The organism is Trinickia soli (assembly GCF_002879855.1).
Lineage (GTDB): Bacteria > Pseudomonadota > Gammaproteobacteria > Burkholderiales > Burkholderiaceae > Trinickia > Trinickia soli.
On sequence record NZ_PNYB01000025.1, the window covers coordinates 1 to 25104 of the forward strand.

Consider the following 25104-nt stretch of genomic DNA (forward strand, 5'->3'; position numbering starts at 1 on the left):
CGCGGGCGGGAGTTGTCCACCGCCGTGCCGGCCGTGGACAACTCCCGCTTTCCGATAGAGATACAGCGACCCCTGAACCCCCACACCACCTACCGGTTCAGACTCCTCTCAGGATTGGAAAATACTCTACGGCGTTCGGCGCCGCGCCGGGCCCGCGGCTTCGCCGACCTGCAGGTCAGCTTGCCGTGCCGTTTTTCAACGATTCGACGAGTTCGACGTATTGCTGTTTCGCGACTTCCTGCGCGGTGCCTGCCAGCGAGGCCCAGGCATCGTATTTGTACTTGCCGACGATGTCGGCGAAGCCCGGTTTATCGCCATGCACGTCGCCTTCAGTGGCTTGCTTGAACAACGCATACAGACGCAGCAGCGTCATGTTGGCGGGTTTCTCGGGCAGGGCTTTGACGTCCACCTGCGCCTGCTCGAACTGCGCGTCGACACTGCTCATGACCACTCTCCGGTGCAAAAACGATAGGGCCGCCGATCATAGCAAGCGAATCCGCGCAGGTGCTGGAGCGATGCTTCCAAACGTGCGCGGGCGAGCGCTTGCCCGCACGATCGCGCTCGGCGAGCCGCATTCGAGCGGCGGGACGTGACACTACCCGCATTACAATAACGCCCATGACATCAACCGTGCTGCTTGCCCTCGATACCTCGACCGAATTTTGCTCGGTTGCATTGCTTCGCTCCGACGCGTCCTCGACCACGTCGGAAGCGGCTCCTCCGCGCATCTGGATGCGCCATGAACAGACCGGCGCCGTCTCCAGCACGCGCGTGCTGCCCGCCGTGCGGGAATTGTTTGACGAAGCGGGCCTGGCGCTCGCCCAATGCCACGCCGTAGCGTTCGGCGCCGGCCCAGGCTCGTTTACCGGATTGCGTACCGCCACTGGTGTCGCGCAGGGGCTCGCGTTCGGGCTCGGGGTGCCCGTCGTGCCGATCAGCACACTGCTCGCCTGCGCCGAAAGCGTGCGGCTGCGCCACCCCGCCGTTTCGCGGGTGCTCGCAGTGCTCGACGCGCGCATGGACGAGGTCTATTGGGCCGATTATGCGTGGGATCCGGCCGCAGGCGAATGGCGCACGGTGACGCCGCCGTCGCTCGGCGCCCCGGACTCGCTGGTCGCTCCTGCCGGGCCTTTCGCGCTGGCTGGAAACGCCGCCCGAGCGTTCGGCTCGCGCTTGACGGCCGCCGGGCGCGCCGCCGTCATCGACCACGACGCGCTGCCGCATGCGCAGCCGCTCGCGCTTGCCGCGCTGCGTGCGTATCGCGCCGGCCGCACGGTGAGCGCCGAGCACGCGGCGCCCGAGTACGTACGCGACAAAGTCGCCCAAACGAGCGCCGAGCGCATGGCCGAGAGGGCGGCCCGTGGCGAACAGGAGGGGCGATGAGCGGAGTGTTGCTCGCCGATCGCTATATGTCGCCGATGACCGAAGCCGATCTTGACGAAGTCGCGGCTGTCGAACGCGACGCCTATGAATTCCCGTGGTCGCGCGGCAATTTCGAAGATTCGTTGCGCAACGGGTACTTCGGCGTGTGCATGCGGCATGTCACGGGCGCCTTGATCGGCTATTGCGTCTTGATGCCGGTCGTCGACGAGATGCATCTGCTCAATCTCTGCGTCGCCCCGCACACGCAGGGCACGGGCGCCGGCCTGACCTTGTTGCGCGAGGCTGTCCGAATCACGCGCGGCAAGCAGTTGAGCGGTCTCTTGCTCGAAGTGCGGCCGTCCAATCTGCGCGCGCTTCGGTTGTACGAACGGTTCGGGTTCGCGACGATCGGGCGACGCAAGAACTACTATCCGGCACGGCGGCACGGCCGCGAGGATGCGCTGGTGATGCGCTACACGTTTCCAAAGGAGGGCGACAATGGCGCTCGATGAAGCCGCGCTCGATACGCTCGGCCTTGCGACGCTGTGGGTGCGACGCGGTGCGAAGGCGAATCCCGGCGTTCGCGCCGCTGACCCTTTGCCAGCCTCCACGCATGAGTACGAGCGGGCCAAAGAAGCGCAGCGCGCGGCGTTGCCAGATCAGGGGCAAGCGCTGATGCACGGCCGGGCACCTGCCTCCGGGCACGTGGTGGCCGCGCCGGCACCGATCGCTGCGCGTGGGCAACAAGCGTTGTCTGGATCGACGGAAACGGGCGATCGCGATAGCGAGGCAAAGCATGTCGCCGATGCGACGGCATGGGACGAGATCGATCGCCCGCTCGACGAGACGGCCGTTGACACGCCGTTGCCCGCGACGCCCGCCTCGGCCCGCGCGCGCGCGGACGGCGAGGGCGAGATTGCGATGCTCGATTGGAGCGAACTCGAAGCGCGCGTCTCGGCCTGCGAGCGCTGCAGGCTATGCGAGAAGCGTACGAACACGGTGTTCGGCGTTGGCGATCGGGCGGCCGAGTGGATGTTGATCGGCGAAGCGCCCGGCGAAAACGAAGACAAACAGGGCGAACCTTTCGTCGGGCAGGCGGGCAGGTTGCTCGACAGTATGATGCGCGCGCTCGCGCTCGCACGCGGCGAGAACGTCTACATCGCGAACGTCGTCAAATGCAGGCCGCCCGGCAACCGCAATCCCGAGCCTGACGAAGCGGCGAGCTGCGAGCCCTATCTGCGGCGCCAGGTCGCGCTCGTCAAGCCCAGGCTCATCGTCGCATTGGGACGTGTGGCCGCGCAGAACCTGCTCAAGACCGACGCCAGCATCTCGTCGTTACGGGGCCGTGTGCATCGTTACGAGGACGTACCCGTCATCGTGACCTACCACCCCGCTTATTTGCTGCGAAGCTTGCAAGACAAGGCGAAGGCATGGGCCGACCTGTGCCTTGCCGACGCCACCTATCGAGAACTGCTCGCCGAACAGAAGGCGGCGCGATGAGCGCGCTCGAGCCGGCCGCCGACCCAGCCGCCGCGCTCGATGCGTTGCAGTGCGCGTTGTCCGATCCCACCGTGCGCGATCTGGCGTGGCTGTTACTGAGCCCCTCGTTGCTGCGCGCGCAGCCGCCTGCGGGCGAACTTGCCGATCCGTTCGAGACGCCTGACGAGGCAGCCGCCACAGTCGCCTGGCTGCTCCGGCTCGATCGCGATGCAAGCCCGTTGCGACAAGCGATCGCATCGACGCCGATCGCGCGCCTTGGCCGTTATGCGGAGTGCTTACTCGGCTTTTTCTTGCAGCACGGCCCGGCGGCTCGACTCGTCGCGGCCAATGTCGCGCTGCGGCTCGCAGGGCGCACGATCGGCGAGTGCGATTTTCTCGTGGAAGCGGCGAGCGGCCGGAGGCTGCACTGGGAACTGGCCGTCAAATGCTATTTGCACGCGGGCGGCGAGCGCGCCGAGTTGGCCGACTATGTCGGCCCCAATCTTCAAGATCGTTTCGACCTGAAGCTCGCGCACCTGCTCGGCCACCAATTGCGGCTGTCGGCGCGCGACGAGTTCGCGGCGTTGGGTCACGTGGGACCCTGGCAGGCACAGATGTTCGTCAAGGGCTGGTTGTTCTATCGCTGGCACGACGTGCCGCCGATGCCGCTTGCCGTCGACGCGGCTCATCACCGGGGCTTTTGGGTTACCCGAAGCGAATGGGCAGCGTTTTGCGCGATTCGCCCCGGCGCGCGTTGGGTCGTGTTGCCGCGCCTGGCTTGGCTCGCGCCTCGGCCCGAGATAGCAAACGCCGATATCGATGCGGCGGGACTGTCGCAGCCCGGGACGCTGGCCGAGCGACTCGCGCAGCAAAGCGGGCCGACAATGGTGGCAGCTTTCGAGCAGAAATCGACGCCGCAAGGGCACTGGCATGAGGCGGCCCGAGGGTTCGTCGTACCGGATTCGTGGCCGGAACAGGCGAGGGCGTTTGCGCTGAGCCTCGCGTGAGCGCAACGGGGCACTACACCATCGGGCTACGACTTGACGGTGATGCACGGCGCGCCGGCCGGGGCCGCAATCGCCTGCGCGCGGGGCGCTACCACCACCGATGAAAATGATGCAACGGCCCGACACCGGTCCCTACTTGAAGGCGTACGCTCTCGCGCAGGGCATCGACGAGATAGGCTTTCGCGTCGGTCACGGCACTGAGCCAGTCCGGGCGCTGTGTGCTCAGGGCGGCGATGGCGGCCGAGAGCGTGCAACCCGTGCCGTGTGTCTGCGTGACGGCCACGCGTGCGGCGCCGAGCCGGTGGGAGCCGGTATCGTCGATGAGCCAATCGGGACTTTCCTCGCCGCCGAGATGTCCTCCCTTCATCAGTACCGCGCGCGCGCCCATGGCCCGCATGGCTTCGCCGTGCCGACGCATCGCGGCTTCGTCGGTGGCTGGGGCGTCGGCGCCGACGAGCGCGGCGGCTTCGTCGAGATTCGGAGTGACGAGCCCGGCCAGCGGCAATAGTTGCTCGCGCAGGGCTGCAACGGCGTCGGGCGCCAGCAGCGCGTGGCCGTTCTTGGACATCATCACCGTGTCGAGAACCACGCGAGGCGGCCGGTAGCGGCGCAACGCCGCGGCGACGGCGCAGACGATATCGGCGTTCGCCAGCATGCCGATTTTTACGGCGTCGATGCGAATATCTTCGAAGACGGCATCGAGTTGCGCCGTGACGAATGCGCTGTCGGGAACATGAACGCTGCGCACGCCGTGCGTGTTCTGCGCCGTCAGCGCCGTGACGACGCTCGCGCCGTAGACGCCCAAGGCCGAGAACGTCTTCAGATCGGCCTGAATCCCGGCGCCGCCGCCGGAATCCGAGCCGGCGATCGTCAGGACGTTATGGATGGTGCGGTTCATGGCGAGCGGTCGCGATGCGGCCCCGCGGCGTCAGTGCTTGACTTCGCCTATCAGCGCGACTGAATCGAAGGCGCGTTGATTGGCTTGGTGACGGCGCATGACGACCCACATCATGAGGCAGACAAATGTGCCGAACAGCACGATGACGACCGACACCGGCACATCGAGCCACACGAGCACGGCATAAAGGCACAGCATGATCAGAACCGAGAGGTTCTCGTTGAAGTTCTGTACCGCAATCGAATGACCGGCCGATAACAGCACATGCCCTCGATGCTGCAGGAGGGCGTTCATCGGGACAACGAAAAATCCCGACAGCGCCCCGACGATCATCAGGAACAGATAAGCGATGACGAGATAGCCCGGCACGTGCAGGCGACCGAAATAAAAGCCCCAGTTGGCCGGTATGAGATGGCGCGTGTAGAACGCCATCAGCATGACGGCCACGCCCATCATGATCCCGACGGGTAGCACCGTCAGCGATTTCTTGAGCGGCACGCGGGCGGCCGCATACATTGCCCCGGCGGCCACGCCGACAGCCACGATCGCCTGCAGGATCGCGCCTTCCGACAGCGACATCCCCAGCGACACTTCCGCCCATTTCAAGACAATGAACTGCAGCGTGGCGCCGGCGCCCCAGAACAGCGTCGTGACGGCCAGAGAAATCTGCCCCAGCTTGTCGCGCCACAACGTGAGGAAGCAATCGGCGAAATCGGTGATGAGCCTGATCGGTCCGTGCTGCTGCTTGGGATAGCGGGCACCCGTATCGGGGATGCGAAGGTTGAACAGCGCGGCCGTGACGTAGATGCCCATGATGACCACCATGGCCGCCTCGGCCGGCGTGGCGACGAAGGGCATATGGTGCTTGAGCATGTGTGAGGCGATATGCGGACTGATTAACGCGCCGCCGAGCACCGTGCCGAGGATGATCGATGCGACGGTCGTGCCTTCGATCCAGCCGTTGGCTGCGACGAGGCGCTCGGGCGGCAACAACTCGGTCAGGATTCCGTACTTGGCCGGCGAGTAGGCGGCGGCGCCGAAGCCGACGATGCCGTACGCGGCCAACGGATGAGCTCCGACGAGCATGACCACACAGCCCACGATCTTGATCGTGTTGGTCACGAACATGACGCGCCCCTTGGGCCGGGAATCGGCGAACGCGCCGACAAACGCGGCCAGTACGACGTAGGACAGGACGAAGAACAGCTTGAGCAGCGGCGTCATCCAGTTCGGGGCATGGAGATCTTTCAGCAGGGCAATGGCGGCGATCAGAAGGGCGCTATCGGCCAGCGATGAAAAAAACTGCGCGGCCATGATGGAGTAAAAACCTTTTTTCATCTGATGCGGTGCGGTCCTTTGCGGCGCGTCCCCCCGGACGCGTCTGACGCGTTAGGACTTAGGCCGTTCGAAATGGGTTGTGCGCACGGCTTTATATCACGAAAATAGGTGCCTTCGGACGGCCGGCGCGCCGCCCGAACGGCGCGCGATCCGTTGTGCGTCGCACAACGCGCCGTTCTATCACGATTCGCCTCGTGCTCAATACGAAAACGTCATGCCGCGCCCGCTTCTCGCCACCATTCATACCGCAGCCCTCGCCAACAATCTCGCGGTTGCCCGCCGCCACGCGCCCCATTCAAAAATCTGGGCCGTCGTCAAAGCGAACGCCTATGGCCACGGGCTCGCGCGCGCCTTTCCGGGGCTGCGCGCGACCGACGGTTTCGGACTACTCGACCTCGAAGAGGCCGTTAAATTACGCGAATTGGGATGGGCCGGCCCTATCTTGCTGCTCGAAGGATTCTTTCGTCCGACCGATATCGATGTAATCGACCGCTACAGTCTGACGACGACGGTACACAGCGACGAACAGCTGCGCATGCTCGAAATGGCGCGATTGTCCAAGCCGGTCAACATTCAGCTGAAGATGAACAGCGGAATGAACCGGCTCGGCTACACGCCCGACAAGTTCCGCGCTGCCTGGGAGCGCGCCCGTGCTTGCCCCGGTGTCGGCCAGATCGTGCTGATGACCCATTTTTCCGATGCGGATGGCGACCGCGGCATCGAACATCAGATCGACGCGTTCGAGCGCGGGGCCGAAGGCATCGCTGGGGCGCGTAGTCTATCGAACTCGGCGGCCACGCTTTGGCACCCTCGCGCCCACTTCGACTGGGTGCGGCCCGGCATCATCCTGTACGGCGCCTCGCCGTCGGGCGTCACGTCCTCGATCGAAGGCGTGGGGCTGCAGCCTGCCATGACGCTCGCCTCGGAGCTCATCGGCGTTCAAACGCTGGCAAAGGGACAGACTGTCGGATACGGATCGGCGTTTACGGCGCCTGGGCCGATGCGCATCGGCATCGTCGCCTGCGGTTATGCGGACGGCTACCTGCGGTGCGCACCCGAAGGCACGCCGATCATCGTCGACGGCGTCCGCACACGGCTGATCGGCCGCGTTTCGATGGACATGCTCACAGTCGATCTGACGCCGTGCCCGACTGCGAACGTCGGCGCGCGCGTCGAGCTGTGGGGCGCGCAACTGCCCATCGACGACGTTGCGCGCGCATGCGGGACGATCGGCTACGAACTCATGTGCGCGGTGGCTCAACGGGTGCCCGTGTTGGCCGAGTAAGCAGCGGCCCTGCGGCTTTCCGGCCGCATCGATATTGAGATTGAAAGGAAAGAACGGCTAAGGACCGCGCGTGGCAAAACAGAAGACGACTTACAGCTGTACCGAATGCGGCGGTCAATCGCCGAAATGGCAGGGGCAGTGCCCTTCCTGCAACGCTTGGAACACCCTGGTCGAAACGGTCGCGCCGAGCGCCGGCTCGCATCGCTTTCAATCGCTGGCGAAGAGCGCGCCCGTGCAGCGGCTCGCCGATATCGAAGCGGCCGACGTGCCGCGCTTTTCCACGAGCATCGGCGAATTCGACCGCGTGCTGGGCGGCGGTTTTGTCGAAGGCGCCGTGGTGTTGATCGGCGGCGATCCCGGCATCGGCAAGTCTACGCTGCTGTTGCAATCGCTCGCTTCGCTATCCGAGGAGCGGCGCGCACTCTACATCAGCGGCGAGGAATCGGCGGCCCAGATCGGTTTGCGGGCGCAGCGGCTCGCGTTGCTGGAACCCGGTTCGCGGGCGGCCGATTTGAAACTGCTGGCCGAAATCCAGCTCGAGAAGATCCAGGCCGCGATCGAGGCCGAGCAACCTGATGTGGCCGTCGTCGATTCGATTCAAACGATCTACTCCGATGCGCTGACTTCCGCGCCGGGCTCCGTTGCGCAGGTGCGCGAATGCGCCGCCCAACTGACGCGCATCGCGAAGCAATCGGGCACGACCATCGTCATGGTCGGACATGTGACGAAAGAGGGCAGTTTGGCGGGGCCGCGCGTGCTCGAGCATATCGTCGACACCGTGCTGTACTTCGAAGGGGATACGCATTCGTCGTTCAGGCTCGTGCGGGCGTTCAAGAACCGGTTCGGTGCCGTCAACGAGCTGGGCGTGTTTGCGATGACCGAGCGTGGACTGCGCGGCGTGGCCAATCCGTCGGCCCTCTTTCTATCGCAGCATGAACAGGTCGTGCCGGGTTCATGCGTGCTCGTGACGCAGGAAGGCTCGCGTCCGCTGCTCGTCGAAATTCAGGCGCTCGTCGATACGGCGCACGTGCCGAACCCGCGTCGGTTGGCCGTCGGGCTCGAGCAGAATCGGCTCGCGATGCTGCTGGCCGTGTTGCATCGGCACGCGGGTATTGCCTGCTTCGATCAGGATGTGTTTCTCAATGCCGTCGGCGGCGTGAAGATCGCCGAACCCGCAGCCGATCTCGCCGTGCTGCTCGCGATTCATTCGTCGATGCGCAACAAGGCGTTGCCCAAAGGGCTGATCGTTTTCGGCGAAGTCGGCCTTGCGGGCGAAATCCGCCCGTCGCCGCGCGGACAGGAGCGTTTGAAAGAGGCCGCGAAGCTGGGCTTTACGGCCGCGTTGATTCCGAAGGCGAATGCACCGAAACAGCCTGTCGAAGGCTTGCAGGTTCACGCCGTCGAGCGTATCGAGCAGGCGATCGATCGGATCAAGGAGCTGGAGTAGCGGCGTCCGGCTGAAACAGGATGTGGCTGCGCGCTTCCTCGACCGTCAGCACGGGCGAGACGCAGCAGTCGCGCGGCTCCAGCAATTCGATCCACGTGGCCAGCCGATGCGTGGCGATGTGCTCGGCCAGTTCGCGCGTCAACGCAATGGCATCCGGCCCGCCGATCGCCTGGCCCATGCTCCAGTGGCGCGGCGCCCAGTCGGGGCGGCCCAGCGCCCGGCACAGTCTCTCCCAAAACTTCAATTCGAGCGCACCGACCGCGAGCCAGCGCCCGTCCGCAGTTTTGTAGATGTTGTAACAAGGCACGCCGCCATTGAGCAGTCCGTGCCCGGCACGCAATTGCTCCGCTGCCGCCGACATGCCGCCTGCGGCGTTATCGAGCGTTGCTTGTGCAATGACGTTGCTGGCGTGGATCGAATGGGTCATCGATAAATCGATGAATGCGCCGTCGCCACCACGCGACACGTGCCAAAGCGCTGCGAGAATGCGCGTCACGGCTGGCAGGGCGCCGCCGAGCAGGTCGGCAATCTGTATGTTCGGGATGACGGGCATACCGTCTGTCGTTGCGATCTGATCGAGCACGCCCGCGTAGGCGAGATAGTTGAGATCGTGACCGGGCCGTTGCGAGAACGGGCCTTTGACGCCGTAACCCGTGATGGCGCAATAGACGAGCTTCGGGTTCAGTTCCGCGAGCTTCGCGTAATCGAGCCCGAGCCGCTCCATCACGCCTGGGCGAAAGCTTTCCACAAGCACGTGCGATTCGCGCACCAGTGCGCGCAGGACGGTGCGGCCTGTCTCGGTCTTCAGATCGAGCCGCGTCTCGCGCTTGCCGCGATTGACGTTGCGGTAGAAGGCGCCAGGCATGCCGGCCGCCCGATCGGTGGGCGCCTGCATCATGGCGCGCGCGGGATCGCCGCTGCCCGGTTCTTCGATCTTGAGCACGTCGGCGCCGAGTTCCGCGAGTCTCAATGTCGCGAGCGGGCCGGGCAGCAGGCGCGTCAGGTCGAGCACGCGCAGACCGCGCAGCGGAGCATCCGTCGTCAACGTGTACCTCCTGTCGATCCGCTCCGGCTTGAGGTTGGTACCATGCGCTGCGCGCCGCCGGCAAACGCGCGCTTAGCCGATCTGTTCGAGTTCTTCCTGTGCATCGAGCCATTCGGCTTCGAGCGTTTCGAGGCGGGTTGCGACTTCGGCCTGCCGCTTCAGCGCGTCGGTCAACTTCGCCTTCATGGCTGGTTCGTAGCTCGCAGTATCGGCGACAAAAGCATCGAGCGCCGCCTTTTCGGCGTTCAGCGCGTCCATCTCTTTCTCGAGCTTCGCGATGCGCGTCTGCAGCGGCCTCTTCAATTGAGACAGCTTCTGCCGAACCTCGGCCTCCTGGCGTCGTTGATCTTTGCGATTGCCGGCGGCTTGCGCTTCGCCGTCGCGCGCGTCGTCGCCGGTCGCTGCCGAGGCTGCCTGGCTAGCCGCCTTGGCCGCTGCGCGCGTTTCGGCTGCGTGCTGCAGCAGCCAATCGCGGTAATCGTCGAGATCGCCGTCGAACGGCTGCAGCCTGTGCTTGGCGACGAGCATGAACTGGTCCGTGCTCGCGCGCAGCAAGTGTCGATCGTGCGAGACGAGGATCAGCGTGCCCTCGAATTGAGCCAGCGCCATCGTCAAGGCATGGCGCGTTTCGAGGTCGAGGTGATTCGTCGGCTCGTCGAGAAGCAGGAGATTCGGCTTCTGCCAGATGATCAGCGCGAGCGCGAGCCGCGCTTTCTCTCCGCCCGAGAACGGCCCGATCGGCGAACTGGCCATGTCGCCTGAAAAATTGAAGCCGCCCAGGAAGTCGCGCAATTCCTGCTCGCGCGTATCGGGAGCGATGCGGCTCAAATGTGCGAGCGGCGAATCGTCGGGGCGCAACGTTTCAAGTTGGTGCTGTGCGAAGTAGCCGATCACGAGGCCGCGGCCCTCGCGCATCGTGCCGGCGAGCGGGTCGAGCGTCCCTGCGAGCGTCTTGACGAGCGTCGATTTGCCTTGGCCGTTTGCGCCGAGCAGGCCGATGCGCTGGCCGTTCTGCACCGATAGCGTGACTCCTTCGAGAATCGGGATCTCGACGCCGTCATTGCTACGGTAGCCGCAGCGGACGTCCTCCATAACGAGCATCGGGTTAGGCGCGGCGTCGGGCGTACGGAATTCGAACGTGAACGGCGAAGCTGCGTGAGCCGGCGCGATCCGCTCCATTTTTTCCAGCGCCTTCACGCGGCTTTGCGCCTGGCGCGCCTTCGTTGCCTTCGCCTTGAAGCGATCGATGAAGCTTTGCAGATGGGCAATCGCTTTCTGCTGCTTCTCATAGGCGTTTTGTTGCAGGGCGAGTTGCTGCGCCCGCAATATTTCGAATTGCGAGTAGTTGCCGCCGTAGCGCTTCACCTGCCGATTCTCGAGATGCAGCGTGACGTTGCAGACCGAATCGAGAAACTCGCGATCGTGCGAGATGACGACGAGTGTTCCTGCATAGCGCCCCAGCCAATCTTCGAGCCAGACGATGGCGTCGAGGTCGAGGTGGTTCGTCGGCTCGTCGAGCAGCAGCAGGTCGGAGCGGCACATGAGCGCCTGCGCGAGGTTCAGTCGCATGCGCCAGCCGCCCGAGAAGCTCGCTACCCGTTCACGCGTTTGTGCCAGCGTGAAGCCCAGGCCGAGCAGCAGCGCTTCGGCGCGCGCGGGCGCCGTATAGCCGTCCGCATCGGCAAACGCCGCATGAGCGTTGGCCAGCGCCTCGCCGTCGTGCGCGGCTTCGGCTTGGGCAATGCTGGCTTCGATTTCACGCAGTGCTTCATCGCCGTCGAGTGCGTATTCGAGCGCCGTTTTCTCGACGGCGGGCGTCTCTTGCGCGACGTGGGCGATTCGCCACGACGGGGGGAGGAAGACATCGCCGCCGTCGGCGTGGAGTTCGCCGCGCAGCACCGAAAACAGCGTGGACTTGCCCGCGCCGTTTGCGCCGACCAGCCCGGCTTTCTCGCCGGGGTTCAGCGCAAAGGACGTGGCGTCGAAAAGCGGCTTGACGCCGCGGGCGAGGGTGAATTGATTGAAACGGATCACGACGGGGCCGGCTGCTCGAAAACCGCTATTTTAGACGGTGCGCGGGCACCGCATGCGTAGCTTGTGCCAACGCGCGGATTTTGCTTTGCGTTCGCGCTTGCGCGTAGACTTGCTTTTTTCTTTCGAGGCGCGCTGATGAGTATGCTCTACACGTTTTCCGCACGCACGTTAGGCGGCGAGATGGTCGGCCTTGACCGTTATCGCGACAAGGTGTTGCTGATTGTCAATACGGCGAGCGAGTGCGGGTTCACGCCGCAGTACGCGGGGCTGCAGCAGTTGCACGAGCGATTTGCCGGGCGCGGGTTCGAAGTGCTGGGCTTTCCGTGCAATCAGTTCGGTAAGCAGGAGCCCGGCGATGCGGCGCAAATCGGCAGCTTCTGCGAAAAGAACTTCGGCGTGACGTTTCCGATGTTCGAGAAGATCGATGTCAAAGGCCCCGATGCGCATCCGCTGTATCGCTACCTGACGAACGAGGCGCCGGGTTTGTTCGGCACCAAGGCCATCAAGTGGAACTTCACGAAGTTTCTCGTCGATCGTCGCGGCGAGGTCGTGAAGCGGTACGCGCCGAAGACAACGCCGCAGGAGATTGTGGGGGATATTGAGGGGCTGTTGTAGGGTATGCCGAAGTTGGGTCGCTGCAATTGTCGGTCGTTTCCGGTGCGTAGGAAAGATCGTTCCGCAGACCCTGTATATCAAAAAAGCCGAAACGGACGTATGAAACGCCGGGTGCGGCGCAATATTTATTGCGCCCTGGAGTGATTACAAAATCGGCGAGAACAACCGCGCCACATGCATCACGATCTGCCGCAGCGCCGACGCATTACGGTATTCGCTGCGCTCGACTTCCCATGCCTGCTCGAAATCCTTCTTCAACATTGTTTCGACTTCCGCTGCAAAAGCATGATCGATCGTCAGCACCATGATTTCGAAGTTGAGCCTGAACGAACGGTTGTCGAGATTGGCGCTGCCGATGGCTGCCGCGACGTCGTCGATCAACACCACTTTCTGATGCAGGAACCCAGGCCGGTAACGAAAGATGCGCACGCCCGCGCGAACAAGGTCGTAGGCGTAGAGCTTGGACGCTTCGAATACGACATAGTGATCGCGTCGGCTCGGGATCAGGATGCGAACGTCGACGCCGCGCATGACAGCGAGGCGCAGCGCCGAAAACACGGCTTCATCGGGGATCAGATACGGACTCGTGATCCAGATTCGCGACTGCGCTGCGTTGATCGCTTCCACGAAGAACAGCGAGCCGGTCTCATACCGGTCGGCCGGCCCCGGCGCGACAACGAGACAGTGCATGTCGGCGCCGCCCGTATGCTCGGGTTGTTCGGCTTGGGGCGGCTCCAGCCCGGGCAAGCGCTGTGTTGCCCAGTGCCAATCCTCGATGAACACGAATTGCACGCTGGCTACGATCGGGCCCCGTATTTCAATGTGCGTGTCACGCCAGGGCGAGAGGCGGGGATTGCCCCCAAGATACTCAATGCCGACGTTGTGGCCGCCGACGAATGCGCACTCGCCATCCACCACAACGATCTTCCGATGATTGCGAAAATTGAGCTGGAAGCGGTTCACGAAGCGACGGTTCGTCGCAAACGGATGCATTTCCACGCCGCCAGCGATCAAAGCCGACACATAGCGCTGCGGCAAATCGAAACTGCCGATGCTGTCGTACAGGAAGCAAACGCGCACGCCCTGCGCCGCCTTGGCCAGCAGCAACGCTTTGAGCATCTCGCCGAGCGTGTCGTCGCGCACGATGAAAAACTGAATCAGAACGTAGTGACGTGCTTGCTCGATTGCGTCCAGGATCGCCTTGAACGTTGCTTCGCCGTTGACGAGCGTTCGCACTGCGTTGCCGCCGAGGAACGGCATGCCCGACAGGTGCGTCAATGCACGCACGACGTGATGGCCGAGCGCTTGCGCCGGGCGTCCCCCGGTCGAAGCGCTCGTGTCCCATGCGCTTGGATGAGCACGCGTTCGAAGCAACTCGCTTTCGATGCGACGTTTGTCGACGTAACCTGCAAACTTGCTCCGACCCAGAAACAGGTAAGGGATCAAAGTGACGTACGGTACGGCGACGAGCGACACCGCCCAGGCAATCGCACCTTGCGACGTACGGGTATTCAGAATGGCATGACCCGCAGCTACCAATCCTAGTAGGTGAGCAGCGAAGATCAGACTGCCGAGAGAGAGCCAATCGAAGTGCATGGACTAAATAGTGAGCGCAGCATTCCTGGTGTCTCAGCTTGGCGCCACCTCAAAAAATGGCGGCAAGCGCGTCACTGGCATCTTACCGAAGCGCGGGAACGGGGGCTGACGTGCTGCCGGCTGCTTCGCCATTTCCGCGGACGGACCCATTTGTCATCGGCGAGCGTTGCCAATAAGTAGGACGCCTGTTGCGATCGACACTTGTGCGAGCACATAGGAGAGCCAGATGGCATATGCGCTGCCGGCAAACGCGCCGACGAAACGATCGATGCCGATCATCGCGTCCGACGCGACGAACGCGAGGCCGCCCAAAGGCAGCGCAACACCGCTCGGGCGCGCGATGAGCGCAAGCGTGGCCATCGCCGACAAAGCGAACATATAAACGGCGACCGGGATCGCCAGCACGGCCAGATGCGGAAAGAAAACGAAGTACATCGCAACGGCCGCAGCCCAAAGCAGGGGCGCGGCAACGCGGCGCCAACCCGCGATACCGATGGCCCGCGGGGCTAGCAGCGCGCAATACGCCAGATGCGCGAGAAGGAACGCGCCGAGCCCGCCGACAAACGAAATCGAGAGTTGCGGCAGCGCAAGGAGCGCGTCGCCCACGGCCGAGGCGGCCAACGCCGTCATGAGCCACCACCGCTCGCGCATCGGTTCGTGACGCGCAGCAGCCAGAAACAGCAGCGCGCACATGAGCACCTTCGCGGCCGCTTGGTCGGGATAGGGCGCGTCGCGGAGCGATACGCCGTAGGCAAGCCCCGCGGCAGCGGCGATGATCAACAGCAGCCGGGTTTGCGACAGGGCGCTCTCCACACCCCCGCCGCGCTGACCGTCGTCCCCGGTACGCTCGTTGGTTGCGTTCTGTTCGCGCGCTGGCATCCGTTCGTGAGTTGTCATCGAGCGAGCGTACCTCCTACGTCTTCCAGTAGGGTCTCTGGATCACCGGATTCGATACGAACTGCACCGTACCGCATCGATGTGCCGCTGCGCCTCTATGTCTCTACACCGCCGGCAAATCGTCGGCCTGGATCAGGAAGACGTTATCGTCGCCACCGCTCGTCGAGAGCCAGACCAGGTCGAGACCTCCGAACGCCGCTTCGACATTCGCCCGCTCGTTGCCGATTTCCACGACGAGCACGCCGTCATCGGTCAGCCAATTGCGTGCTTCCGCGACGATGCGGCGCACGATGTCCATGCCGTCGGCCCCGCCCGCGAGCGCCAGTTGCGGTTCGTGTTTGTACTCGGCGGGCAGCGCTTGCATCGATTCGCTGTTGACGTACGGCGGGTTCGTAATGATGACGTTGTAGCGGCGCTCAGGCAGGGGGGCAAACAAGTCGCCCTGAAACAGCGCAATGCGATCGTCGAGTTCGTACCGGGCTACATTGATGCGTGCGACTTCGAGCGCGTCGGCCGAGATATCGACCGCGTCGATATCGGCGTTCGGAAACGCTTGCGCGGCGAGAATGGCGAGGCAACCCGATCCCGTGCAAAGCTCGAGCACGGCGCCCACTTCGTCTGGATCGGCCACATACGGCTGCAAACCGTCTTCGAGCAATTCGCCGATGAATGAACGCGGCACAATGACACGCTCGTCGACGTAGAAGTGCAACCCGTGCATCCACGCTTCATGCGTGATGTAGGCGGCCGGCACGCGCTCGCTCGCGCGCCGCTCGATCACGTGCAGCACGGCTTCGATCTCTTTGTCGAGCAGACGGGCATCGAGAAACGGATCGAGCGTGTCGAGCGGCAAATGCAGCGTGTGCAGAATCAGATAGGCAGCTTCGTCGTAGGCGTTGGTGCTGCCATGGCCGAAGGCGAGTTGCGCTTCGGTAAAGCGCGACACCGCAAAGCGCAGCAGGTCGCGAACGGTCAGGAACGGCGTAGTCATCGCGGCATCTCCTTGAGCAGTGTGGTGAGGTGTGGTGTTGCCCGGCAAGGCGCCAAGCGCATCATGCGATCAGCGCTTCGAGCACACGACGGTAGATATTTTTCAGCGGCTCGACATACGCGAGCTCGATATGCTCGTCGATCTTGTGGATGCTGCCGTTCGGCGGCCCGAATTCGACCACCTGCTTGCAAATGCGTGCGATGAAGCGGCCGTCGGAGGTGCCGCCAGTCGTAGACAACTCGGTGCTGACGCCGGTCTCGTCCTTGATAGCTTGCTCGAGCGCATTCGAGAGCTCGCCGCGCGGCGTCAGGAACGGCAATCCGCTGACCGTCCAGTCCAGATCGTAGTCGAGCCCGTGCTTGTCGAGCATCGCATGGACGCGCTGCTGCAGCCCTTCCACCGTGCTTGCCGTCGAAAACCGGAAATTGAACGTGAGCTCGGCCCGGCCGGGGATGACGTTGCTCGCGCCGGTGCCGCTGTGCAGATTCGACACCTGCCAGGTCGTGGGCGGGAAGTATTCGTTCCCGTCGTCCCAGCGTTCGGCTACGAGTTCTGCGAGCGCGGGCGCCATCAGATGAATCGGATTGCGCGCGAGATGCGGGTAGGCGATGTGGCCTTGTATGCCTTTGACGACGAGCTTGCCCGACATGGAACCGCGTCGGCCGTTTTTGACGACATCGCCTAGCGTGTTCGTCGAAGTCGGCTCGCCGACAATGCAGTAATCGACCGTCTCTCCGCGCGCCTGCAACGCTTCGACCACTTTGACGGTGCCGTCCGTGGCCGGACCTTCCTCGTCGCTGGTGATCAACAGCGCGAGCGAGCCTCGATGGCTCGGATGCGCCGCGACGAACTCTTCACTGGCCACGATAAAGCCGGCAATCGAGGTTTTCATGTCGGCGGCGCCGCGCCCGTAGAGCTTGCCGTCACGGTGCGTGGGCACGAACGGTGGGGACGTCCATTGTTCGAGCGGGCCGGTGGGCACGACGTCGGTGTGCCCGGCAAACGCGAGCAGTTTGCCGCGCGCGCCGTCGGCGCCGCGCTTCACGGCCCACAGGTTCGTGACGCCGTGCGATTCGATCGTCTCGCAGGCGAAGCCGGCGGCTTCGAGCCGCTCGATCAGCAGCTTTTGGCAGTGCTGATCGTCGGGTGTGACCGAGGCGCGCGCAATCAGTTGTTCGGTAAGAGCAAGGGTGCCGGACATGGGTTCAAAGACCGTTTCGTGCTTGATAAAAAAATGCCGGCGGACAACGGCCGGCAGGCGATGCTCGTATTGTTGCGCGACAGGGCGCGCCCCGGTCAGTCTGCCAAACGGCTAACGCTGACCGGCACGCGCGCGCCGCAAGCGTCAGGCAAGCAGCGCCGCATATTCGTCGGCCGAAAAGCCGACCGATTTCACGCGACCTTCCACGACGACCACCGGCCGTTTCACGACCGAAGGCTTCTCGACCATCAGTGCGATCGCGCCCTGTTGTGTCTCGGCGGCTGCCTTCGCGTCGTCGGACAGCGCGCGCCAGGTCGTGCCCCGGCGATTCAACAGGACCTCCAGCGGCACGTCGGCGAGCCACGTCTTCAAGAGCGCAGCCGTCAGGCCCGCCTTTTTGAAATCGTGGAACTCGAACGCCACGCCATGCGACTCGAGCCACGTGCGCGCTTTCTTGACCGTGTCGCAATTCGGAATGCCATAGACGACGGTATGCGCCGCGCTCATCAGTCGCCTCGCAGCAGCTCGTTCAGACCGACCTTCGCGCGTGTTTTGGCATCGACCTTTTTGACGATGACGGCGCAGTAGAGGCTGTGCGAGCCGTCCTTCGAGGGCAGATTGCCGGCCACGACGACCGATCCCGGCGGCACGTAGCCGTACGTGACTTCACCCGTTTCGCGATCGTAGATCTTCGTGCTTTGGCCGAGATAAACGCCCATCGAAATGACCGAGTTCTCGCCGACGATCACGCCTTCGACGACTTCCGAGCGCGCGCCGATGAAGCAGTTGTCCTCGATGATGACGGGATTGGCCTGCAGCGGCTCGAGCACGCCGCCGATACCGACGCCGCCCGAGAGATGAACGTTCTTGCCGATCTGCGCGCACGAGCCGACGGTGGCCCAGGTATCGACCATCGTGCCTTCGTCGACATAGGCGCCGATGTTCGTGTACGAGGGCATCAGCACGACGTTCTTCGCGATGAACGAACCGCGGCGCGCGATGGCGGGCGGCACCACGCGAAAGCCGCCGGCCGCGAAATCTTCGGCCGTGTAGTTCGCGAACTTCGACGGTACCTTGTCATAGAACTGCGAATAGCCGCCGGCCGGCATGGGCACGTTGTCCTCGAGGCGGAACGAGAGCAGCACAGCCTTTTTCAGCCATTGATTGACGACCCATTGGCCGTTTTGCTTTTCGGCTACGCGCAAAAGGCCTTTGTCGAGGTGCTCGATCGCGTGCGTGACGGCTTCGCGCACTTCGGCCGGCGCCGACTTGGGCGATAGTTCGGCGCGGTTTTCCCAGGCGTTGTCGATGATCTGCTGAATGTTTTGCGACATGTCGGTAGTTTCGCTAAATGAAGTCGGAGGATGACGGGGCGGCCGGTCAGCGGTGCTCGGCGCGACGGGCGCGAGCCGGTATGGGCCACCGGGCTCGGGCCGCGACGCGCTGCCGCGGGCTTTGACGCGCGGGTCAGCGCGCCAGAGAGCGACAGAAATCGACGATGCGTTTGGCGCCGTCGACACACTCGCTCGCGTCCGCAACGAGCGCCAGGCGGACAAAATTGCGGCCCGGGTTCATGCCGTGCGCGGTGCGCGCGAGGTATGAGCCGGGCAGGACTGTCAGATTATAGTCGGCGTACAGTCGCTGGGCGAACGCGGTATCGGCCAGGCCGGTGCGCTCGACGTTCGCCCACAGGTAGAACGCCGCATCGGGCAGCCGCACATCGAGCACGTCCGCGAGCATGGGCGTGACGGCCGCGAACTTGGCCACGTACTGCGCGCGGTTTTCGCGCACGTGCTGTTCGTCGCTCCACGCTGCGACGCTGGCCGCCTGGTAGACCGGCGAAAGCGCCGAGCCGTGATACGTGCGATAGAGCAGGAAACGCTTGAGCAAGGCGGCATCGCCGGCGACGAAACCCGAACGCATGCCCGGCACGTTCGAGCGCTTGGACAGGCTCGACAGCATGACGAGCCGCTCGAAGCCGCGGCCGAGGCGGTGTGCGGCTTCCAGGCCGCCCAGCGGCGGCTGTGCTTCGTCGAAGTAGATCTCCGAATAGCATTCGTCCGACGCGATCACGAAGCCGTGTTTGTCCGATAGCGCGAACAGTTCCCGCCAATCGTCGAGCGTGAGCACGGCGCCTGTCGGGTTGCCCGGCGAGCAGACGTAGAGCAGCTGCGTGCGCGCCCAGACGTCCTCGGGGACGGCGGCGTAATCGCAGGCGAAGTTGCGGCTGGGATCGCTGTTGGCGAAGTAGGGCTCGGCGCCCGCGAGCAGGGCCGCGCCTTCGTAGATCTGATAGAACGGGTTCGGGCAAAGAACGATTGCGCCCGGTTGCGAGCCGTCGACGACCGTTTGCGCAAGCGAGAACAGCGCCTCGCGCGAACCCGATACGGGCAGCACCTGCGTGGCCGGATCGAGCGCAGGCAGGCCGTAACGGCGCATGGCCCAGGCCGCAATCGTTTCGCGCAGTGCGGCCGACCCAAGCGTGGCCGGGTAATTCGACAGGGTATCGAGCGAAGCGACGACGGCTTCGCGAATCAACGCGGGCGTGGCGTGTTTCGGTTCGCCAAGGCCGAAGCTGATGTGCGGCAGATCGGCGGGCGGCGTCGCGTCTTTTAACAACGCGCGCAGCTTTTCGAACGGATAGGATTGGAGACGGTCGAGTAGCGGATTCACGTCGGTTCGGCGTGCAGGTTGGGAGGGACGCGCATCATGCGCGGGCCCCTTGCGGGGAAAGGGCGTCATTATAGCTTGCAGCAGGGGCGCGGGCAGCGCGCTCGTGCTTGCCGCCGCCCGCATCCGCGGCGGTGGCGGAAATGGGCGATGGTATGATTGCCACTTGCTCGCGAGTCATGCGCACGATGCCCGTTGCGCGTGCCTTTGCGACCCAAAAAGCATCGCGGCGTCAGATTCGCCACGCATGGCGCGGGTGGCTTCGAGGTTGAAGCCGCCGTGCCGGGCGGGGTAGAAGCGGTCCGACCGCGTTTTTGTACTCTCCATTAAAACAGCGATATCGCCGTGCGTCTGACCTCGATCAAACTCGCTGGCTTCAAGTCCTTCGTCGATCCCACGCATTTCCAGGTACCGGGCCAGCTCGTCGGCGTGGTGGGTCCGAACGGGTGCGGCAAATCCAACATCATCGACGCCGTGCGCTGGGTGCTCGGCGAGTCGCGCGCATCGGAACTGCGCGGCGAATCGATGCAGGACGTCATCTTCAACGGTTCGACCGCGCGCAAGCCGGGCAGCCGCGCGAGCGTCGAACTCGTGTTCGACAATGCAGACGGCCGCGCGGCGGGCCAGTGGGGGCAGTACGCCGAGATCGCCGTGAAGCGCGTGCTCACGCGCGACGGCACCTCGAGCTACTACATCAACAATCTGCCGGCGCGTCGTCGCGACATTCAGGACATTTTCCTCGGCACGGGTCTCGGCCCGCGTGCCTACGCGATCATCGGCCAGGGCATGATCGCGCGCATCATCGAAGCGAAGCCCGAAGAGCTGCGCGTGTTCCTCGAAGAGGCCGCGGGCGTGTCCAAGTACAAGGAGCGCCGCCGCGAAACCGAGAACCGGCTGCACGATACGCGCGAAAACCTCACGCGCGTTGAAGACATCGTCCGGGAACTCGGCACGAACCTGGAGAAGCTCGAAGCACAGGCGATCGTCGCGACCCGGTTCAAGACGCTGCAGACCGAAGGCGAGGAAAAGCAGCGGTTGCTGTGGCTGTTGCGCAAGAATGAGGCCGCGGCCGAGCAAGGGCGGCAGCAGCGCGCGATCGCCGATGCGCAGATCGACCTCGAAGCCCAGACGGCGAGGCTGCGCGAAGTCGAAGCCGATCTCGAAACGCTGCGCGTTGCGCACTACGCGGCAAGCGACGCGATGCAAGGCGCGCAGGGCTCGCTCTACGAGGCCAATGCCGAAGTCAGCCGGCTCGAAGCCGAAATCAAGTTCGTCATCGAATCGCGCAACCGGGTGCAGGCGCAGATCGCCGCGCTGACGGCGCAGCGCGAGCAGTGGCAGGTTCAGGCCGAGAAGGCGCGCGGCGACCTCGAGGAAGCCGAGGAGCAATTGGCTGTCGCCGAGGAGAAGGCGGCGCTCGCGGAAGACGAGGCGGCGGCAAAGCACGACGCACTGCCTGCATTGGAGGCGCAGTGGCGCGATGCGCAGACGCGGCTGAACGACGAGCGCGCAGGTATCGCCCAGACGGAGCAGGCGCTCAAGCTCGAAGCCGCCCATCAACGCAACGCCGATCAACAGCTGCAGCAGCTTCAGCAACGCCACGAGCGACTCAAAGCCGAGGCGGGCGGCCTGGATGCCCCCGACGAAGCGCAGCTCGAAGAGCAGCGCATGCAGTTGGCCGAGCACCAGGAGATCCTCAGCGACGCGCAGGCGCAGTTGGCGCAGGCGCAGGAGGCGCTGCCGCGCGTCGAGGCCGAGCGTCGCGCAGCGCAAGAGCGCGTGCAAAGCGAAAGCGCGCAGATTCATCAGTTCGAAGCACGCCTCGTCGCGCTCAAGCAACTGCAGGAGAACGTGCAGACCGAGGGCAAAATTCAGCCCTGGCTCGACAAACATGAGCTCGCGGGCTTGCCTCGCTTGTGGAAGAAGCTGCACGTCGAAGCGGGATGGGAATCCGCGCTGGAGTCGGTCCTGCGTGAGCGGCTCGCCGCCCTCGAGATTTCGAATCTCGACTGGGTGCGCGCCTTCGCCACCGATGCGCCGCCGGCCAAGCTCGCGTTCTTCGCCCCGCCTGCTGCCGGCACACCGCGCGAAGCACCTGCGGGGTTCACGTCGCTGCTGTCGCTCGTGCGTATCGACGATGCGGGCCTGCGCGCCGTCTTGAACGAATGGCTCGGCCACGCCTATGTGGCGGACGATCTGACGCAGGCGTTGGCGCTACGTGCCCAACTGCCGGAAGGCGCCATGCTCGTGGTCAAGGCGGGGCACGTCGTCACGCGGGTGGGCGTGCAATTGTACGCAGCCGACTCCGAACAATCCGGCATGCTCGCGCGCCAGCAGGAAATCGAAAACCTGACGCGCCAATTGCGCGCGCAAACGTTGCTGGCGGACGAGGCGAAGACGGCGGCGATTCGCGCTGAAGCCGCGCACACGCAAGCGTCGCAAGCGCTGGCCGACGCACGCGGCCAGGTCGAGCGCGCCACGCAGCGCGTGCATGCGCTGCAACTGGATGTGCTCAAGCTCACGCAGGCGCACGAGCGTTACACGCAGCGCAGCACGCAGATTCGCGAAGAATTGGAAGAGATCGCCGCGCAAATCGAGGAGCAACGTGCGCAGCGCGCCGAGTCCGAGGCGAACTTCGAGCGCCATGACGGCGAGTTGGCCGAGCTGCAGGCGCGTTTCGAAGAAAATCAGCTCGCGTTCGAGGCGCTCGACGAGACGCTCTCGGCGGCGCGCACGCAAGCGCGCGATCTTGAACGCGCGGCGACCGACGCACGCTTTGCCGCGCGCCATGTCGTAACGCGCATCGACGAGCTCAAACGCAGCATTCAAGTCGCGCACGAGCAAAGCGAGCGCGTCGCGGGCTCGCTCGAAGACGCTCGGGCCGAGCTCGAAGCGATCAACGAACAAACGACGCACACGGGCCTGCAAGCGGCGCTCGAAGTCCGCGCGCAGAAGGAAACGGCGCTGGCGGCTGCGCGCCACGAACTGGACGATCTGACCGCGAAGCTGCGCCAGGCCGATGAAAGCCGCCTGAGCGCGGAACGCTCGCTGCAGCCGCTGCGCGATCGCATCACCGAATTGCAGTTGAAGGAGCAGGCCGCGCGCATCGCCGGCGAGCAGTTCATCGAGCAGCTACAGGCTGCGGGCGTCGACGAAGCGCAATTGCAGGAAAAGCTGACGCCCGACATGAAGCCGTCGTACCTGCAAGGCGAAGTCACGCGCATCAACAACGCGATCACCGCGCTCGGCCCGGTCAACATGGCCGCGCTCGACGAGTTGGCGGCGGCGAAAGAGCGCAAGACGTTCCTTGACGCGCAGTCGGAAGACCTGACGCGCGCCATCGACACGCTCGAAGACGCGATCCGCAAAATCGACCAGGAAACGCGCACGTTGCTGCAGGGTACGTTCGACGAGGTCAACCGGCACTTCGGCGAACTGTTCCCGCGCCTGTTCGGCGGCGGCCAGGCAAAGCTCATCATGACCGGCGACGAAATCCTCGACGCGGGCGTTCAGGTGATGGCACAACCGCCGGGCAAGAAGAACTCGACGATTCACCTGCTCTCGGGCGGCGAAAAGGCGTTGACGGCTACCGCGCTCGTCTTCGCGATGTTCCAGCTCAACCCGGCGCCGTTCTGCCTGCTCGACGAAGTGGACGCCCCGCTCGACGACGCCAATACCGAACGCTTCGCGAACCTTGTGCGCGCGATGTCGGACAAAACGCAGTTCCTGTTCATTTCGCACAACAAGATCGCGATGGAAATGGCGCAGCAGCTGATCGGCGTGACGATGCAGGAGCAAGGCGTTTCGCGCATCGTTGCCGTGGACATGGAAACGGCTGCGGGTTTCGCCCAGAATACCGTCTAACGAGCGGCCCGCCCGGCAGGCGTAAGGTGCCCCGGGCGCGGCCACGACACAGGATTGCTTCATGGAGCGTGCATGGACGAGTTGACACTCGGATTGATCGGCGCAGGCGCCGTGGTGGTGGGGGGCGTGGTCGTCTACAACGCGTGGCAGGGCGCGAAGGTGCGTCGAAAGATGCCGCGTCCGATGCCGACCGAGGCCGAGCAGGGGCTTGGGCGCCACGACCACGAGGAAGAGCGGCCGTTCATCGAGCCGGCCCGTGCGGGCGTGCGGCGCGAGCCCGCGCTGTCGGATGCGGCCGGGGACAGCGAAGCGACGCGCATCGAACCGAGCTTCGGCGGCGTCTCGGCGCCGCTCGACATTCCGGCCGATATCCAGGCCGAAGCGACCACACCGAACGGTTTTACCGCCGAAACGGCGTCTACTTCGACGCCTGCTTCAGCCGCCGCATCCGCGCAAGCCTCGACCCAAGCTGCGGCGGGCGCGCCGGAGAGTGACAGCGTGATGCCGACGGCCACGACGATTTCGGCCGCACCGCCGCATATCGTCGATCGGCGCATCGATTGCGTCGTGCCGATCCGATTGACCGGCCCGATCGCCGGCGAGAAAGCGTCGCCGCTCGCACAGCGGCTGCGCCGCGCGGGCAGCAAGCCGGTTTATATCGAAGGCAAGCCCGAAGGCGGCTCGGCGTGGGAACTGCTGCAAGGCGCGCAGCGTTACGACGAGCTGCGGGCGGCTGTGCAACTTGCCAATCGCGGCGGCGCGCTCAACGAACTCGAGTTTTCCGAGTTCGTCTCGGGCGTGCAGCAATTTGCCGATGCGATCGACGGCGCGCCCGAGTTCCCCGATATGCTCGAAACGGTTTCGATGGCGCGCGAGCTCGATGCGTTCGCCGCGCAATGCGACGCGCAACTGTCGGTCAACGTCCTGTCCGACGGTGCGCCGTGGTCGGCCAACTACGTGCAGGCCGTCGCTTCGCAAGACGGCCTGCTGCTCTCGCGCGACGGAACGCGCTTCGTCAAGCTCGACGCGAAGCAAAGCCCCGTCTTCATGTTGCAGTTCGGCGATACGAATTTCCTGCGCGACGATCTGACATACAAGGGCGGTCAGATGATCACACTGATCCTCGACGTGCCCGTCGCCGATGAGGACATCCTGCCGTTCCGGCTGATGTGCGATTACGCCAAGTCCCTGGCCGAACGCATCGGCGGGCGCGTGGTCGACGATCAGCGCAGGCCTCTGCCGGAGCAAGCGCTGTTGGCCATCGAAAAGCAACTGATGACGCTTTACGCCCGACTCGAGGAAGCCGGGATTCCGGCAGGCTCGCCGGCGACGCGACGTCTGTTCAGCCAGTAATGCCGCCGGCTACGGCAAGCAC

Annotated in this window: 21 protein-coding genes; 9 read left to right on the forward strand and 12 right to left on the reverse strand. The window is 64.5% G+C overall.

Going from position 1 to position 25104, the window contains the following annotated elements:
- Positions 1-175: 175 nt before the first annotated feature.
- Positions 176-445 carry an acyl-CoA-binding protein gene (locus C0Z19_RS22770; RefSeq protein WP_102612110.1) on the reverse strand — a complete coding sequence of 90 codons (270 nt, stop codon included), beginning with the start codon at positions 443-445 and terminating at the stop codon, positions 176-178.
- Positions 446-618: 173 nt separating this feature from the next.
- Here C0Z19_RS22770 and tsaB point away from each other — a divergent pair, with 173 nt between their 5' ends.
- The 4 genes from tsaB to C0Z19_RS22790 are packed head-to-tail and all read left to right on the forward strand — an operon-like array spanning position 619 to position 3848.
- Positions 619-1383 carry a tRNA (adenosine(37)-N6)-threonylcarbamoyltransferase complex dimerization subunit type 1 TsaB gene (gene tsaB, locus C0Z19_RS22775; RefSeq protein ID WP_102612111.1) on the forward strand — a complete coding sequence of 255 codons (765 nt, stop codon included), beginning with the start codon at positions 619-621 and terminating at the stop codon, positions 1381-1383.
- On the forward strand, positions 1380-1874 hold the full coding sequence (rimI, locus tag C0Z19_RS22780) for a ribosomal protein S18-alanine N-acetyltransferase (RefSeq protein ID WP_102612112.1): 495 nt from the start codon (positions 1380-1382) through the stop codon (positions 1872-1874). Before tsaB ends, rimI begins: the two co-directional genes overlap by 4 nt.
- Positions 1861-2862, forward strand: a complete 1002-nt coding sequence (locus C0Z19_RS22785) for a uracil-DNA glycosylase (RefSeq protein WP_102612113.1) — start codon at positions 1861-1863, stop codon at positions 2860-2862. The genes rimI and C0Z19_RS22785 overlap by 14 nt, the downstream gene beginning before the upstream one ends.
- Complete coding sequence (locus C0Z19_RS22790) at positions 2859-3848, forward strand: DUF1853 family protein (protein WP_102612114.1); 990 nt, start codon at positions 2859-2861, stop codon at positions 3846-3848. Before C0Z19_RS22785 ends, C0Z19_RS22790 begins: the two co-directional genes overlap by 4 nt.
- Before the next feature lie 88 nt (positions 3849-3936).
- Here the strand turns inward: C0Z19_RS22790 and thiD are convergent, their stop codons facing one another.
- Both thiD and lplT read right to left on the reverse strand, forming a co-directional pair.
- Positions 3937-4746 carry a bifunctional hydroxymethylpyrimidine kinase/phosphomethylpyrimidine kinase gene (gene thiD / locus C0Z19_RS22795; protein WP_102612115.1) on the reverse strand — a complete coding sequence of 270 codons (810 nt, stop codon included), beginning with the start codon at positions 4744-4746 and terminating at the stop codon, positions 3937-3939.
- 30 nt (positions 4747-4776) lie between these two features.
- A complete protein-coding gene (lplT, locus tag C0Z19_RS22800; protein ID WP_102612116.1) occupies positions 4777-6084 on the reverse strand; it encodes a lysophospholipid transporter LplT in 1308 nt (435 codons plus the stop codon).
- Positions 6085-6298: 214 nt separating this feature from the next.
- Here lplT and alr point away from each other — a divergent pair, with 214 nt between their 5' ends.
- Entirely contained in the window at positions 6299-7369 is a 1071-nt protein-coding gene (gene alr, locus C0Z19_RS22805; protein WP_102612117.1) for an alanine racemase, read from the forward strand.
- Positions 7370-7439: 70 nt separating this feature from the next.
- On the forward strand, positions 7440-8816 hold the full coding sequence (gene radA / locus C0Z19_RS22810; RefSeq protein ID WP_102612118.1) for a DNA repair protein RadA: 1377 nt from the start codon (positions 7440-7442) through the stop codon (positions 8814-8816).
- Here radA and C0Z19_RS22815 read toward each other — a convergent pair.
- Both C0Z19_RS22815 and C0Z19_RS22820 read right to left on the reverse strand, forming a co-directional pair.
- Positions 8800-9843: a CaiB/BaiF CoA transferase family protein gene (locus C0Z19_RS22815; RefSeq protein ID WP_102612167.1), complete on the reverse strand. Its 1044-nt coding sequence runs from the start codon at positions 9841-9843 to the stop codon at positions 8800-8802. The genes radA and C0Z19_RS22815 overlap by 17 nt on opposite strands.
- Positions 9844-9933: 90 nt before the next feature.
- Positions 9934-11895: an ATP-binding cassette domain-containing protein gene (locus C0Z19_RS22820; protein ID WP_102612119.1), complete on the reverse strand. Its 1962-nt coding sequence runs from the start codon at positions 11893-11895 to the stop codon at positions 9934-9936.
- 135 nt (positions 11896-12030) lie between these two features.
- Between C0Z19_RS22820 and C0Z19_RS22825 the strand changes: the two genes are divergently transcribed.
- Complete coding sequence (locus C0Z19_RS22825) at positions 12031-12510, forward strand: glutathione peroxidase (protein ID WP_102612120.1); 480 nt, start codon at positions 12031-12033, stop codon at positions 12508-12510.
- Positions 12511-12654: 144 nt separating this feature from the next.
- On the opposite strand, the gene cls is transcribed toward C0Z19_RS22825, so the two are convergent.
- From cls to dapC, 7 genes are all read right to left on the reverse strand, one after another.
- Positions 12655-14106, reverse strand: coding sequence for a cardiolipin synthase (gene cls / locus C0Z19_RS22830; RefSeq protein ID WP_102612121.1), 1452 nt, complete (start codon positions 14104-14106; stop codon positions 12655-12657).
- Positions 14107-14259: 153 nt separating this feature from the next.
- On the reverse strand, positions 14260-15003 hold the full coding sequence (locus C0Z19_RS22835) for a lysoplasmalogenase (protein WP_233196251.1): 744 nt from the start codon (positions 15001-15003) through the stop codon (positions 14260-14262).
- A gap of 103 nt (positions 15004-15106) precedes the next feature.
- Entirely contained in the window at positions 15107-15994 is an 888-nt protein-coding gene (gene prmB / locus C0Z19_RS22840) for a 50S ribosomal protein L3 N(5)-glutamine methyltransferase (RefSeq protein ID WP_102612123.1), read from the reverse strand.
- Positions 15995-16055: 61 nt separating this feature from the next.
- Positions 16056-17195: a succinyl-diaminopimelate desuccinylase gene (gene dapE / locus C0Z19_RS22845; protein WP_102612124.1), complete on the reverse strand. Its 1140-nt coding sequence runs from the start codon at positions 17193-17195 to the stop codon at positions 16056-16058.
- 144 nt (positions 17196-17339) lie between these two features.
- The gene (locus tag C0Z19_RS22850; protein ID WP_102612125.1) at positions 17340-17702 is read right to left on the reverse strand and encodes an ArsC family reductase; all 363 of its coding nucleotides are present in this window, start codon (positions 17700-17702) and stop codon (positions 17340-17342) included.
- On the reverse strand, positions 17702-18529 hold the full coding sequence (gene dapD / locus C0Z19_RS22855; RefSeq protein ID WP_102612126.1) for a 2,3,4,5-tetrahydropyridine-2,6-dicarboxylate N-succinyltransferase: 828 nt from the start codon (positions 18527-18529) through the stop codon (positions 17702-17704). The genes C0Z19_RS22850 and dapD overlap by 1 nt, the downstream gene beginning before the upstream one ends.
- Before the next feature lie 133 nt (positions 18530-18662).
- Positions 18663-19868 (reverse strand): succinyldiaminopimelate transaminase, encoded by a 1206-nt coding sequence (dapC, locus tag C0Z19_RS22860; protein WP_233196252.1) that lies wholly within the window; start codon positions 19866-19868, stop codon positions 18663-18665.
- Positions 19869-20210: 342 nt separating this feature from the next.
- Between dapC and smc the strand changes: the two genes are divergently transcribed.
- Positions 20211-23729 carry a chromosome segregation protein SMC gene (smc, locus tag C0Z19_RS22865; RefSeq protein WP_102612127.1) on the forward strand — a complete coding sequence of 1173 codons (3519 nt, stop codon included), beginning with the start codon at positions 20211-20213 and terminating at the stop codon, positions 23727-23729.
- 72 nt (positions 23730-23801) lie between these two features.
- Positions 23802-25082: a cell division protein ZipA C-terminal FtsZ-binding domain-containing protein gene (locus C0Z19_RS22870; RefSeq protein WP_102612128.1), complete on the forward strand. Its 1281-nt coding sequence runs from the start codon at positions 23802-23804 to the stop codon at positions 25080-25082.
- The last annotated feature ends 22 nt before the right edge of the window (positions 25083-25104 follow it).

Coding starts and splice junctions, on each gene's coding strand:
- C0Z19_RS22790 (WP_102612114.1), top strand. CDS start 2,859: ATGAGCGCGCTCGAGCCGGCCGCCGACCCAGCCGCCGCGCTCGATGCG.
- cls (WP_102612121.1), bottom strand. CDS start 14,106: ATGCACTTCGATTGGCTCTCTCTCGGCAGTCTGATCTTCGCTGCTCAC.
- lplT (WP_102612116.1), bottom strand. CDS start 6,084: ATGAAAAAAGGTTTTTACTCCATCATGGCCGCGCAGTTTTTTTCATCG.
- tsaB (WP_102612111.1), top strand. CDS start 619: ATGACATCAACCGTGCTGCTTGCCCTCGATACCTCGACCGAATTTTGC.
- C0Z19_RS22770 (WP_102612110.1), bottom strand. CDS start 445: ATGAGCAGTGTCGACGCGCAGTTCGAGCAGGCGCAGGTGGACGTCAAA.
- thiD (WP_102612115.1), bottom strand. CDS start 4,746: ATGAACCGCACCATCCATAACGTCCTGACGATCGCCGGCTCGGATTCC.
- dapD (WP_102612126.1), bottom strand. CDS start 18,529: ATGTCGCAAAACATTCAGCAGATCATCGACAACGCCTGGGAAAACCGC.
- alr (WP_102612117.1), top strand. CDS start 6,299: ATGCCGCGCCCGCTTCTCGCCACCATTCATACCGCAGCCCTCGCCAAC.
- prmB (WP_102612123.1), bottom strand. CDS start 15,994: ATGACTACGCCGTTCCTGACCGTTCGCGACCTGCTGCGCTTTGCGGTG.
- rimI (WP_102612112.1), top strand. CDS start 1,380: ATGAGCGGAGTGTTGCTCGCCGATCGCTATATGTCGCCGATGACCGAA.
- dapE (WP_102612124.1), bottom strand. CDS start 17,195: ATGTCCGGCACCCTTGCTCTTACCGAACAACTGATTGCGCGCGCCTCG.
- C0Z19_RS22870 (WP_102612128.1), top strand. CDS start 23,802: ATGGACGAGTTGACACTCGGATTGATCGGCGCAGGCGCCGTGGTGGTG.
- C0Z19_RS22785 (WP_102612113.1), top strand. CDS start 1,861: ATGGCGCTCGATGAAGCCGCGCTCGATACGCTCGGCCTTGCGACGCTG.
- C0Z19_RS22850 (WP_102612125.1), bottom strand. CDS start 17,702: ATGAGCGCGGCGCATACCGTCGTCTATGGCATTCCGAATTGCGACACG.
- C0Z19_RS22825 (WP_102612120.1), top strand. CDS start 12,031: ATGAGTATGCTCTACACGTTTTCCGCACGCACGTTAGGCGGCGAGATG.
- C0Z19_RS22835 (WP_233196251.1), bottom strand. CDS start 15,003: ATGACAACTCACGAACGGATGCCAGCGCGCGAACAGAACGCAACCAAC.